This is a genomic window from Streptomyces sp. NRRL F-5123 (genome assembly GCF_000721495.1).
Classification (GTDB): domain Bacteria; phylum Actinomycetota; class Actinomycetes; order Streptomycetales; family Streptomycetaceae; genus Actinacidiphila.
On sequence record NZ_JOHY01000074.1, the window covers coordinates 1 to 12198 of the forward strand.

Here is a 12198-nt window from a genome sequence, read left to right on the forward strand (position 1 = left end):
GCACCCCTGAACGCCTTCCAGATCGCCTTCGAAGGCCGGCTCACCCCGGCCAACAACTGAACCCCAACAACCAAGATCAGCCGTTAACTGGACACACCCTTCGCCCCGTCTCGCGGGGTGGCGGCTGCAGGCGCCTCTCGAATGCATCCCGCGTAGTCTCGCGGGGTGCATTCTCATCTGAACTTCGAAAACCCTCCTGCGCTGCCTCACGCGGTGGTGGTTGAGACGTTGGAGCGGGCTCTTCGTGACCGCTCCGCAGAGGGCGAGGCGGCGGGAGTTCTGGTCGGCACCGCGTTGAACGACGACGACGCGAACTTCGTCGAGTTCTGGTGCGTGCAGGTCGGGACGCAGGCAGTGCCGGGGAGTCCGCTGCTGGGACTGGCCGGCCTGTGCCTGGGACACACCGCTCGACGCTTCGGCCGTCTCAGCGATGAAGCCCTGGCCCTGGCGGAGTCGCTGGCCGCGCGGGCTGAGGCGGAGCCGACGGACGTAGACGGCCGCGCTGTCGACGGCTATGACGACGTGCGGAGCTTCCTGCACCTGTGGTGATGCCGCCTTCCGTATCGGGTTAGGCGGCGTTCGCCCTGCTCACGAGGGCTTTGAGGTGCTTGTCGGCGGCGTTCTTGTTCCGCCAGATGATGTAGCGGCGGATCATGCTGCCCTGGGCCTTGTGGCTGGGGTGGTCGGTGCCGTCGAGGGCGAAATAGCGAAGGGCGGTGAACTGGGCCTCGATCCGGTTGAGCCAGGAACTGTTGGTCGGGGTGTAAGCGATCTCCACGTTGTTCGCCGCAGCCCAGGTCCCGACCCGCTGGCAGCGTTTGGTGGTCAGGTGCGGGGAGTAGTTGTCGCAGATGATCGCGATGCGTGTGCCGGCCGGGTGGAGGGAGCGCAGGTAGCGGCAGAATTCCAGGAACTTGGAGCGGTTCTTGGTCTTCTTGATGTGACCGTAGAGCTGGTCTTTGCCCAGGTCGTAGGCGGCGAACAGGTGCCGGACGCCGTGGGGGCGGCTGTAGGTCGCGCGGCGACGCCGTCGGGGTCCTTGTGCTTGCCGCTGCGTTCGGCCCACTGACGGCCAGGATGGGGCTGGAGGTTGAGCGGCCCGAACTCGTCGAGGCAGAACACGACATCGGGTTCGCCGGGCTCGGGCAGGACTTCGCCGTCGGCGATGGCGTAGAGGTGCTCGACGCGGGCTTTCTTGACGGCGTAGTCCGGATCCTTCGAGGTCTTCCAGGTCTTCAGGCGTTGAAAGGTGACGCCTTCCTCGCGGAGCAGGATGCGCAGGCCCTCGTGGCTGATGTCGTCGACCACCCCCTCGGCGACCAGGAAGTCGGCCAGCTTGACCAGGCTCCAGGTGGAGAACGGCAGGCCGTGCTCGACCGGCCTGGACTTGGCGATTTTCTTGATCTCCCGCCGCTCGGGCAGGGTGAAGGTCCTGGGCCGGCCGCCCTTGTACTTCGGGTAGAGCGAGGCGAAGCCGTCGGCGTTGAAGTTGTGGATCACGTCTCGGACCCGGTCGGGGCTGGTGAACGTCACCTCGGCGATCTTGGCAACGTCCATTCCCTGGGCTGATAACAGCACCATCTGGGCCCGCCGCCAGGTCACCACCGATCCGGTACCGCGTCGGACGATCCGCAGCAGTCGCTGCCCCTCGTCGTCATCGATCTCGCGGACCCGTACACGCTCAGCCACCCGCACAGCATGCCGCACAACGAGCCGCCCGAATTACCATCCGGACGGCTCGTCACAACAGGGCGAACGTTGCCTGATGCGGCACTAGTGGTCGCGCCTGTTAATTCGTCGGGGATGGCGGGTCGATCCAGGCTGTGGTGTCGCCGAGGTAGAGGCCGCAGGCGCAGTCGAGGGCTTCTTGGGGGCTTCCGGCCGGGTTGCCGCTGGGCAGGATCGATTTCTCGTAGTCGTCGTGGCTGGCGCGGTAGATGGCAAAGCCCCAGGTGATAGCCGATCCGGTGTAGCGCAGGCGCATCAGGGGCAGGGAGGTGCCGCCGGGGAACTGCCCGGCGACGTAGGCGAACTCGCCGTGGTAGCGCACGGTGATGCCCCCGAGCTGGGGCCAGCGCTCGCGTGCCCTGGCAGCCAGCCGCTGACGCAACGAGGTCTTGGTCGACTCCGGTGGCTTGGCCATATGGCCATCGTGCCCTACCCGGCTGCCAGCGACGCGATCCACGTGAAGATCCGCGATGGCGCGGTCGCCAACCGGCCGATCCATGTGGCCCTGGCCGTCACCACCGACGGCCGTCGCGAGATCCTCGGCCTGTGGGCCGGCGACGGCGGCGAGGGCGCCAAGCACTGGCTCCACATCCTCACCGAGATCAAGAACCGTGGCGTGGGCGATATCCTCATGCTGGTCTGCGACGGTCTGAAGGGTCTGCCCGATGCGGTTGAAGCAGTGTGGCCACAAACGATCGTCCAGACCTGCGTGGTCCACCTGCTGCGGAACTCCTTCCGCTATGCCGCCCGCCAGGACTGGGACAAAATCGCCCGTGTGCTGAAGCCTGTCTGCACCGCCGCAACCGAAGAGGCCGCACCGGAACGGTTCGCCGAGTTCGCCGATACCTGGGGCAGGAAGTACCCGGCGATCGTCCGGCTCTGGGAGAACGCGTGGGAGGAGTTCACCCCCTTCCTCCGCTTCGACACCGAGATCCGCCGCATCATCTGCACCACGAACGCGATCGAGTCCGTGAACGCCAGGATCCGCCGGGCGGTCAAGGCGCGTGGCCGCTTCCCCAACGAGCAGGCCGCCCTGAAGTGCGTCTACATGGCCGTCATGTCGCTCGACCCCACCGGCAAGGGCCAGGCCCGCTGGACCATGCGCTGGAAGACCGCGCTGAACGCCTTCGACATCACCTTCGACGGCCGCCTCTCAGAGCGCGTTTGAGATCGGCTCAGAGAGTCCGTCGTAGCGGTTTGGGGCCGGGTCGGGCGGCGGGTCCTCCGCGGGTGAGCCGGCGGAGTATCACGTCGGTCATGGCCCAGCGGATCATGGTCTCGGAGTGTGCCGGGTCTCGTTCGTAGTCGCTGGCGAGGCGGCGGCGCATGGTGATCCAGGCGAAGGTGCGCTCGACCGCCCACCGCTTGGGCTGGACATGGAAGCCGCGTTGTCCGGGCTGTTTGCGGACGATGTCCACCTCGCGGCGCAGGGTGTCGGCGGCCCACTGGACGAGGCGGCCGGCGAAGCCCTGGTCCGCCCAGACCTTCAGTACGGTGGGATGGTCCAAGCGGGTCCACAACAGTGGCCGCCTCCCGCCGTCGCGGTCCTGGACACTGGCCGCGACGACGTGCACGGCCAGGAGCAGGCCGAGGGTGTCGGTAACGATGAACCGCTTGCGGCCCTTGGTCTTCTTGCCCGCGTCGAACCCGCTGGTGGCCTTCGGCACAGTGTCGGCCGCGCGGACGGACTGCGAGTCGATCAGGCCGGCGGACGGTTCCGGGTTGCGGCCGTCGGCCTGGCGGACCTTGCCCCGCAGGGCGTCGTGGACCTTCTCCACCGTGCCGTCGTCGTGCCACCAGGTGATACCAGTACACCGTCGGCCAGGGCGGAAAGTCCTTGGGCAGGTACCGCCACTGGCACCCGGTCCGCGCCAGGTACAAGATCGCGTCCACGATCCGCCGACGCGGATGCTTCTCCCGCCGCCCGCCCTTCCGGCCCGTCCTCGGCGCAGGAAGCAGCGGCTCGATCAACGCCCACTGCTCATCGGTCAGATCAGACGGATAGCCGCCCCTGCCAGCACTCACACACCACCCAACGAGCCACCCGGACGGCCGATACGGCAGATCTCAGACACGCTCTCAGAACTACTCATTTGTGAGAGTCGCGGAGGGCGGTGGTGTACAGCGAGCGCGGGTATCGGCGAAGCGACCCGCCTGGGCGTGGTGACCTGGTAGAAGGACTGGCTTCTACCGCAGGCGGGCCGGACCGCCCGTCGCCTCCCGAGTCTGAGCGCGGGTTGCTTTCAAGCGCGCTCGAAGCTTTAGCGTCGGGGCCATGACCACGACGAACGAGACGAAGACATGGATCATCACGGGCGCGAGTTCGGGCCTCGGCCTGGCGCTCGCCGAGGCGGCACTCGCGGCCGGCGAGCATGTGATCGGGACCGCGCGACGGGCCGACCGGTTCGACGGGCTCAAGGCGCGGTACGGGGATCGGCTCCTCGCCATCGAGCACGATGTGCGCGTCACGGCGGGAGCGGCCGCGGTCGTGCAGCGGGCGCTGGAGGTGTTCGGGCGCGTCGACGTGCTCGTCAACAATGCCGGTGCCGGACAGGTCGGCGCCGCCGAAGAGATCACGGATGCCGCGCTGCGGGCCATGCTCGAGCAGCACCTGTTCGGCCCGGCCGCCTATGTGCGTGCCGTGCTGCCCCACCTGCGGGAGCGTCGCTCGGGTGCGATCGTGCAGATGAGCAGCCAGGGCGGGCGGATGTCGTTCCCCGCCGTCGGCAGCTACTCAGCCGGCAAGTTCGCGCTCGAGGGCTGGTCGGAGGCGCTCGCGGGCGAGGTCGCACCGTTCGGCATCCGCGTCCTCATCGTCGAGCCCAGCCGCTTCCGCACCGCGTTCAACGCCGCCGACGTGCTCAACACAGCGCAGCAGAGCTCGATCTACGACGAGGCCATCGGTGCCGTGCGCGCGAACATAGCCGAGGCCGACGGCATCCAGGAGGGCGACCCGGCACGCGCCGCCCGGGTGATCCGCGACATGCTCGACACCCCCGACGCGCCGCTCCGGCTCCCGCTCGGTGCCGAGGCGGTTCGCAATCTCACCCGCGTCTACCGTGGTGCGCTCGACGACGTCGAGAAATGGGCGTCTGTGAGCGAGTCGGCAGACTTCCCAGGCATGCCGCCCGCGGTGCGCGCGTTCTGATCGCCGTACGCTGTGGGCCATGGCTACTGAAGCGCTGATCGAACGCATCCTCGCTGCCAGCGACGGGCCATCCTCGTCGGCGATCGATGCGCTGCACGAGCTGCTCGACGATGCCACGATCGAGGCCTCGGCGATGCCCAAGAGTGTCGCCGAGGCCGCCCGGCTTGTCGGCCTGTCGACGCACACCCTCCGGTACTACGAGCAGGAGGGACTCGTGCGGCCCGCTCGCAACGCCTCCGGGTACCGCGAATACTCGGCGTTCGACCTGCGCCGCCTCGTCTTCCTCACCCGGATGCGCCTGTCCGGCATGACCATGACCGACCTCAAGCGCTACATCCTGCTCGTCGAGCAGGGCCCGAGCACCATCCCGGAACGCCGCCGCATCATGCTCGACCAGCAAGACCGAATCACGCGGCAGATCCGTGAGCTCGGCCTGGCGCTGGAGACCACCGAGTACAAAATCCGCGTCTACGACGGACACCCGGAAGGCTGACGCCCGCCCGCTGTCCAACGGGCTGATGTGAGCGTGTTTCATAGGTGTCCACCTGCGCGAGCAGGAGAGGAGCCTGCGCGACATCGCCGCCAGGCCCGTCATCGCCACCGACAAGAAGAAGGGCCGGCACTGCGGGTGCCGGTAAATCGTCCGGCCTGGTGGTACTGGTGGAGTGTCCCGCCGAGTCGGTCTCGTCGATGGACTTCGAGACGTCTGATCTGTGCTGGTTCGTTGAGTGGATGGGGGAGTGGTCGGAGTGGAGCGGCTTGGTCCAGTGCCCGGTGGGGTCTGTGCCCGTTGTAGAAGGTCTAGAACTTCCTGAGTGCGTGGAGGAGGTGGCTCTGGTTCCAGATCAGGGTTCTGTCGAGGAGTTCGTGCCGACGGGTTTGTATCCAGCGCTCCATGACGGAGTTCATACGCGGCATCCGGACGCCGGTGGTGACGACCTTCAGTCCGGCGTCCGTCAGTAGCGCGGCGAAGGCGGTCGTGAATTTGGAGTCGCGGTCGCGGATCAGGAAGCTGGCCTTGCTACCTGCCTCTTCGAGGTCCTTGAGGAGGTTGCGCCCGAGCTGTACGACCCATTGTGCGGTGGGGTGTGCGGTGGCGCCCAGGATCCGGATGCGTCGGGTGGAGTGCTCGATGCCGGCGAAGACGTAGAGTCGCGCCCCGGTGAGGGTGCGGGTCTCGGAGAAGTCGCAGGCGAGCAGGGCGCTGGCCTGGCCGCGCAGGAAGTCGGCCCACGTGGTGTTCTGGCGTTCCGGAGCCGGTGGGATGCCGTGGTCCTTGAGGATCTCCCAGACGGTGGACGCGGCGACGCTGATAACCAGGGCGGCGAGCTCGCCGTGGATGCGCCGATACCCCATGAGGAGTTCTCGCGAGCCAGACGGAGGATGAGGGCGCGAATGGAGCGGACGGTGGGTGGTCGTCCGCGCCGCTTGGGTGCGCAGGTCGCGGCGTGGCGCCGTTTGAGTAGGTCGCGGTGCCATCGCATGATCGTGTCGGGACGTACCAGCAGCAAGAAGTTCCTCAGCTTGTCCGTCGGGAGGTGATGGAGCAGGCCGGAGAGGATCACCCGGTCGGTGTCGGTGAAGGTGGGCTTGCCGACCTGACTTGGAGAACCAGCAGTTGGTGCCGGAGGGCGAGGATCTCGATGTCCTTGTCGCGATCGCACACCGGTAGCAGATGAAGGAAGGCGAAGGCGTTGGTCGCGGCGGGACAGGCCAGGCGCAGGAGCACGACAGATCATGATGCCTCGATGCCGTGCGCAGGCGCAGACGTCGAGGGCTGGAAGCAGGTCACCAGCAGACCAGCGATCAAGGCCGTGACCTGGGCGGATGATTTATCGGCACGCGCAGGGCTGACCACCAAAGTCCACCTGGCCGTCGACGGCCGCGGCCTGCCCCTTTCGATCGTGCTCACCCCGGGCAACGCCAACGACGCCGCTACGTTCGGCCAGGTCCTTGACGCCATCCGGATCCCGCGCCCCGGCGCCGGCCGTCCGCGCACGACACCGGACCGAGTGAGGGGCGACAAGGCCTACTCCAGCAAGGCGATCCGCCACCTGCTCCGACGCCGGGGTATCGCCGCAACCATCCCCGAGCGCCGCGACCAAGAGGCCAACCGCCGACGACGTGGAGCCCTTGGCGGCCGACCACCCACCGTCCACAAGGAGACATACCGCGCCCGCAACATGGTCGAACGATGCTTCGCTCGCCTCAAGCAGTTCCGCGCGATCGCCACCCGCTTTGACAAGCCGGCCGACCGCTACCGCGCCGGAGTCGTCCTGGCCTCCCTGATCCTCTGGCTTCGCGAACCAGCCCGATGGTCACTGAGCGTCTCCTGGCTGCCGTTGCTCGGCCGCTCGGCGAACGGCAACGCGGAGTCCTTCGTCGGGCTCATTCCGCCTGAGTACAGCTTCGAGAGAAACCTGCGCTGCCTCCCGCACATCCGGATCCTGGTCGGAGAGCCCGCTGGCGATGATCGGCGCGTGCGCCACGGCGTCGGGGCCGAAGATGGCGAGACCCTCGATCCCTGCGCGCCTGAGCATCGGATCCTGTGCCGCCGTAGCTGCGACAAGTAGTTCCATGGCCTCAACAGGTGCCTCCGCGCACAGCAGTGCCAGGCCAAACAGCGCCTGATCGAACTCTGCGGTGTCGTGGCGCGCGACCGCGGCGAGGCGCTTCAGCGCCTCGCTCAACGACGACGGACAGGCCGCACGAGGGCTGACCTCGTCGGTCCGGGCGGGGGCGGTGTCGTCGTCCATTCGGCCATCCTGCCAGCAGCGGAAACCCGACCAAACCTGGAGGGCACTGGCCCGGCCGCAGCAAGCGATCCCCTGGGTCTGGGCAGCCGACACCGTCTCCCCGCGAGCACGCCAGATGATCATTTATCAGACACGCCCTAGGCTAGGCGCAGCCGCCGTCGGCCAGCACCGTGCGGACGGCGTCGGTGAAGTCGCGGAGGAGCGGGACGCGGGCGCCGGAGAGGCGGACGAGGGCCCACCGCACGGGCAGGGCGTCACGGACGGGCAGGAAGGCGACGCCGGGGAACTGGTTGTACCGGGCCATGTGGGCGCCGAAGCAGAATCCGCCCTTGCCCGCGGCGATGAGCGCCAGCCCCTCGGACACCGAGGAGATGTGCGGGCCGCGCGGGATCGGCCGCCCCTTCGGGGTGAGGGACGGCGAGCGGTCCTCGTTCCAGTACGCGGACATGTAAGGGGCGACCAGCAACGGGGTCCGCGCCAGGTCCTCCAGGCTGACGCCGTCCTGCCGGGCCAGCGGGTGCCGGGTGGAGATCGCCAGTACGCGCGGCTCCTCCAGCAGCACCGGGCCGGCGGTGATCCCCTGCTCCTGGGCCGGCAGGCTCGCGTTCATCACGTCGACTTCGCCGCGGAGCAAGGGCTCGAAGGCGTCACCGGCCGATATCTCGTGGACGAGCAGCTCGATCGGAGACCGGCGGGCCCGCAGCACGTCCGCGACCTCGACGATCACCTTCGCCCACAGCGTGCTGAAGACCCCGATCCGAAGATGGCAGGTGACGCCGTGCGCGGTCGCGGTGGCGCAGGCCAGGGCGTCCTGGATGCCCTGGAAGTGGGGCTGGAGGCGGTCCCGGAACTGGCGGCCGAGATCGGTGAGGGCCACATGCCGGCTGGTGCGCTCGAACAGCGCGTCACCGATGCGCCGTTCCAGTGCCTGAATCAGCTGGCTGACGCGCTGCGGGGACACCTGGCGGCGCTGGGCGGTCCGCCCGAAGTGCAGCTCCTCGGCGAGCACCAGGAACGTCTCGAGCTCGCCGGGTTCGACAACTGCCACTTGATGATCATACAGCAGACGGCGATTGATCCATCTGTGCCTGGTTGAAACCCTTCGAGGCAGATCGCCACGGGCGATCGGAACGGGGACTCGCATGGAAGACGTGGAAACCGCTGCTCACCCTCCCCGCCGGCTGGTGGTCGGCATCAGCGGCGCCACCGGGATCGCCTACGCCGTACGGGCGCTGGAACTGGCCCGCAAGGCGGGGGTGGAGACGCATCTCGTGGTGACGCCCGCGGGGCAGCAGACCCGGGCGTACGAGACGGATCTGGACGCCCGCGACCTGGCCGCGATGGCCGACGTGACGTACCGGCCGTCCGATGTCGGGGCGGCGATCGCCTCCGGCTCGTTCCGTACCGCCGGGATGCTCGTCGCCCCCTGCTCGATGCGGACCCTCTCGGCGATCGCGTACGCCGGCAACGACAACCTGCTCACGCGGGCTGCCGACGTGACGCTCAAGGAGCGACGGCGCCTGGTGCTGCTGGTCCGCGAGACACCGCTGACCCTCGGCCACCTGCGTGCCATGCAGGCCGCCACCGAGTCCGGCGCCGTCGTGATGCCCCCGGTGCCCGCCTTCTACCTGCGCCCCCGGAGCGTGGCCGACATCGTCGACCACACCGTCGGCCGGGCCCTGGACCTGCTGGGTATCGACGTCCCGGAACTGCCGCGCTGGGGCGAGTAGTCCCCAGCGGCCCCGATTCCGCGCGGACCTTCGTACCCGCGCGCATCCCCCCTTCGTACCGCATTTTCACCTCCCCGCTCTTCGAGAGGAACCCCGTTGAAGCACCTACGCAGCCTGCGCGCATTCATCGACGAACTGGAAAAACTCGGCGACGTCCAACGGATCGACGCCGAGGTGGACTGGAATCTGGAGGCCGGCGCGATCATCCGCCGCTGCTACGACCTGCAGGCGCCGGCCCCGCTGTTCACCAGCCTCACCGGCTACACCGGCACGGGATTCCGCCTGTTCGGAGCTCCCGGAGCGCTCAGCTCCTCCCGGCACCGCTTCGCACGGATCGCCCTCGCCGTGGGGCTGGACGCTGACGCCACCGGTCAGCAGATCGTGGAGCACCTCGCGGCGGCCCGCGCCAGGCCGGGCATACCGCCGGTGGAGGTCGCCCGGGAACAGGCCCCCTGCAAGGAGAACGTCATGCTGGGCGACGACGTCGACCTGCTGGCGTTCCCCACGCCGCTGATCCACGCCGGCGACGGTGGCCGCTACATCCAGACCTACGGTATGAACATCGTCAAAACCCCGGACGGGTCGTGGACCAACTGGTCGATCAACCGCATGATGATCCACGACCGGAACACCCTCGCCTGCCTCATCCCCGCCCCGCAGCACCTCGGCGTCATCCGCTCCCAGTGGACCGCGCTCGGCCGACCCATGCCGATCGCGCTCGCCATCGGCGTCGAACCGGCCCTGCCCTGGGTCGGCGGGATGCCGCTGCCGGAGGGCGCCGACGAGAGCCACTACCTGGGAGCACTGTTCGGCGAGGGGATCGAGCTGGTCAGGGCCGAAACAGTGGACCTGCTCGTCCCGGCCACCGCGGAAATCGTCATCGAGGGGCACATCTCCCTCGACGAGACCGTGATGGAGGGGCCGTTCAACGAGTTCCCCGGCTACAACGCCACCGAAGCCTCCCCCAAGGCCGTCTTCCACGTGTCGGCGGTCACCTACCGCGACGGGGCGATCCAGCCCGTGGTCGCCGCGGGACCACCGGTCGAGGAGGACCACACCATCATCGGTACGACCTCGGCCGCCGAGATCCTCCACCTGCTGCGCGAGGCGGGGCTGCCGATCTCCTCGGCCTGGTACAACTTCGAGGCCGCGGTGCACTGGCTGAGCCTGGCCGTCCGCAGCGACTGGCACCGGACGACCGGGCTGGGCTCGCACGAACTCGTCGACCGCATCGCCGCCGTGATCTTCCACGGCAAGCCCTCGGTCAACGCGCCCAAGATCCTGCTGGTCGAGGACGACGTCGACATCACCGATCTCTCCGAACTCGTGTGGGCTTTCGCGACGCGTTCCCACCCCGACGTCGACCGCGGCGAGTTCCACTACCCGCCCGCGGTCAGCGACCAGCTCGCCGTCTACCTGACGCCCGAGGAGGCCCGCAGTTTCATGGCCGGCAAGGTCATCTACAACTGCCTGCTCGCCGACCTCTACCCCGGCGGCAAACGCCCGGTGAAGGGCAGCTTCGAGAACGGCTGGCCCGCCGAGGTTCGCGACCGCGTCCTGGCCAACTGGGCCACCTACGGCTTCACGGAGCAGTGAACGCACCATGTCCACCGGCATCGACACCCACGGGACCGACACCGGCGCCCCCGGCAGGAGGATCTTGCTCCTGGCCTCCAACCCGGCGGTCTCCGGCCGGACCGGCTGGCCGATCGGCTTCCGGTGGTCGGAACTGACACATCCGTACTGGGAGTTCACCCAGGCCGGCTACGAGGTCGACATCGTCAGCCCGGAGGGCGGCCCGTTGCGGGCCGACTCCTGGAGCGACCCGCGGGACGAGTCCCGCTACTCCGCCGACGACCTCCTGTCCCTGGGCTTCGCCACCTCTCCCGAGCACAGCGCACTGCTCGACAAGACCCCTCCCTGGCAGACACCGACACCTCCGGCTACGACGCCCTGCTGGTCATCGGCGGCCAGGCACCGATGTACACGTTCGCCGTCGACGAGCGGGTCCACTCGCTCATCGCCTCCTTCCACGAGACAGGCAGGATCACCGCGGTGCTCTGCCACGGCACGGCCGCCCTCCTCAAGACCCGCCTGGCCGACGGCACGCTGCTGGTGACCGGCAAGACCTGGACGGGCTTCGCCAACTCCGAGGAGGACTACGCCGACGCCTATGTCGGCCGGACCATCCAGCCCTTCCGCATCGAGGACGAGGCGCGCCGCCTGCCGGACACCAACTTCACCGTCGCCGGACGGTTCCGTCCGCACGCCGTACGTGACGGGCTGCTCGTTACCGGGCAGCAGCAGTACTCCGGTACGGCCGTCGCCCAGCTCGTCGTCCAGGCCCTCGGCCGTAGCGCTCCTTGACCTCACCCGACAGGACCTCACATGACCGAGACCGAACGCGCGGACGGCACGATCACCGTCCGCAGCTACCAGCCCCTTCCGTACGAACAGCCTGACGACGGGCCCGCCTTGTTCCGGATCCACGTCGAGGAGACCTTCAGCGGCGACATCGAGGGCGACGGCGTCGCCGAGTTCCTCCAGGCCGCGCACCCGGATGGCACCGCGAGTTTCGTCGGGGTCGAGCGGGTGACCGGGCGACTGGCCGGCCGCGAGGGAACCTTCCTCCTCCAGGACTCCGGCACCGTGGCCGGGGGCGTCGTCAACGGCGAGTGGTTCGTCGTCCCCGGCTCCGGCACCGGCGAACTCACCGGCCTGCGCGGCACCGGCGGATTGCGCGCCAACCTCGGCGAAGGCGCCGCCATCCATCTGGACCACTGGTTCGAGCGGCCGGACACAGCCCTGGGAGGTGGCTCCTGACAGACCCTGTCCC

Annotated in this window: 9 protein-coding genes and 5 pseudogenes; 9 read left to right on the plus strand and 5 right to left on the minus strand. The window is 68.5% G+C overall.

The features are described 5' to 3' along the window. Positions 1-165 precede the first annotated feature (165 nt). Positions 166-549 (plus strand): hypothetical protein, encoded by a 384-nt coding sequence (locus tag IH54_RS0135215; RefSeq protein WP_234344185.1) that lies wholly within the window; start codon positions 166-168, stop codon positions 547-549. A gap of 19 nt (positions 550-568) precedes the next feature. Here IH54_RS0135215 and IH54_RS47995 read toward each other — a convergent pair. Continuing rightward, positions 569-1689, minus strand: a pseudogene (locus tag IH54_RS47995) (IS630 family transposase). Positions 1690-1789: 100 nt separating this feature from the next. After that, positions 1790-2143 (minus strand): hypothetical protein, encoded by a 354-nt coding sequence (locus tag IH54_RS0135225; RefSeq protein WP_031524971.1) that lies wholly within the window; start codon positions 2141-2143, stop codon positions 1790-1792. A 30-nt stretch (positions 2144-2173) separates the two neighbouring features. Between IH54_RS0135225 and IH54_RS0135230 the strand changes: the two are divergent. Beyond that, positions 2174-2896 (plus strand): annotated as a pseudogene (locus tag IH54_RS0135230) (IS256 family transposase); the annotation flags it as partial. Positions 2897-2903: 7 nt separating this feature from the next. Here the strand turns inward: IH54_RS0135230 and IH54_RS40655 are convergent. Next, positions 2904-3792 (minus strand): annotated as a pseudogene (locus tag IH54_RS40655) (IS5 family transposase). Between the two features lie 211 nt (positions 3793-4003). Here IH54_RS40655 and IH54_RS0135240 point away from each other — a divergent pair. Together IH54_RS0135240 and IH54_RS0135245 are read left to right on the plus strand one after the other, a co-directional pair. Then, positions 4004-4876, plus strand: coding sequence for an SDR family NAD(P)-dependent oxidoreductase (locus IH54_RS0135240; RefSeq protein WP_031524975.1), 873 nt, complete (start codon positions 4004-4006; stop codon positions 4874-4876). 19 nt (positions 4877-4895) lie between these two features. Next, complete coding sequence (locus IH54_RS0135245) at positions 4896-5369, plus strand: MerR family transcriptional regulator (RefSeq protein WP_031524979.1); 474 nt, start codon at positions 4896-4898, stop codon at positions 5367-5369. Between the two features lie 98 nt (positions 5370-5467). Here the strand turns inward: IH54_RS0135245 and IH54_RS40660 are convergent. After that, positions 5468-6605, minus strand: a pseudogene (locus IH54_RS40660) (integrase core domain-containing protein). Between the two features lie 109 nt (positions 6606-6714). Between IH54_RS40660 and IH54_RS43920 the strand changes: the two are divergent. Beyond that, positions 6715-7203: pseudogene (locus IH54_RS43920) on the plus strand (IS5 family transposase); the annotation flags it as partial. Between the two features lie 571 nt (positions 7204-7774). Here IH54_RS43920 and IH54_RS0135260 read toward each other — a convergent pair. Then, the gene (locus IH54_RS0135260) at positions 7775-8680 is read right to left on the minus strand and encodes a LysR family transcriptional regulator (RefSeq protein WP_031524983.1); all 906 of its coding nucleotides are present in this window, start codon (positions 8678-8680) and stop codon (positions 7775-7777) included. A 94-nt stretch (positions 8681-8774) separates the two neighbouring features. Between IH54_RS0135260 and IH54_RS0135265 the strand changes: the two genes are divergently transcribed. From IH54_RS0135265 to IH54_RS0135280, 4 genes are all read left to right on the plus strand, one after another. Further along, positions 8775-9362 carry a UbiX family flavin prenyltransferase gene (locus tag IH54_RS0135265; RefSeq protein WP_031524985.1) on the plus strand — a complete coding sequence of 196 codons (588 nt, stop codon included), beginning with the start codon at positions 8775-8777 and terminating at the stop codon, positions 9360-9362. 96 nt (positions 9363-9458) lie between these two features. Beyond that, positions 9459-10958, plus strand: coding sequence for a UbiD family decarboxylase (locus tag IH54_RS0135270; RefSeq protein ID WP_031524987.1), 1500 nt, complete (start codon positions 9459-9461; stop codon positions 10956-10958). Between the two features lie 123 nt (positions 10959-11081). Further along, the gene (locus IH54_RS40665) at positions 11082-11729 is read left to right on the plus strand and encodes a type 1 glutamine amidotransferase domain-containing protein (RefSeq protein ID WP_199923516.1); all 648 of its coding nucleotides are present in this window, start codon (positions 11082-11084) and stop codon (positions 11727-11729) included. Positions 11730-11750: 21 nt separating this feature from the next. After that, positions 11751-12185, plus strand: coding sequence for a DUF3224 domain-containing protein (locus IH54_RS0135280; protein WP_052398215.1), 435 nt, complete (start codon positions 11751-11753; stop codon positions 12183-12185). The last annotated feature ends 13 nt before the right edge of the window (positions 12186-12198 follow it).

Excerpts from the sequence above, each read along its gene's own strand:
- IH54_RS0135225 (WP_031524971.1), bottom strand. The coding sequence starts at position 2,143 with ATGGCCAAGCCACCGGAGTCGACCAAGACCTCGTTGCGTCAGCGGCTG.
- IH54_RS0135240 (WP_031524975.1), top strand. The coding sequence starts at position 4,004 with ATGACCACGACGAACGAGACGAAGACATGGATCATCACGGGCGCGAGT.
- IH54_RS0135245 (WP_031524979.1), top strand. The coding sequence starts at position 4,896 with ATGGCTACTGAAGCGCTGATCGAACGCATCCTCGCTGCCAGCGACGGG.
- IH54_RS0135265 (WP_031524985.1), top strand. The coding sequence starts at position 8,775 with ATGGAAGACGTGGAAACCGCTGCTCACCCTCCCCGCCGGCTGGTGGTC.
- IH54_RS0135280 (WP_052398215.1), top strand. The coding sequence starts at position 11,751 with ATGACCGAGACCGAACGCGCGGACGGCACGATCACCGTCCGCAGCTAC.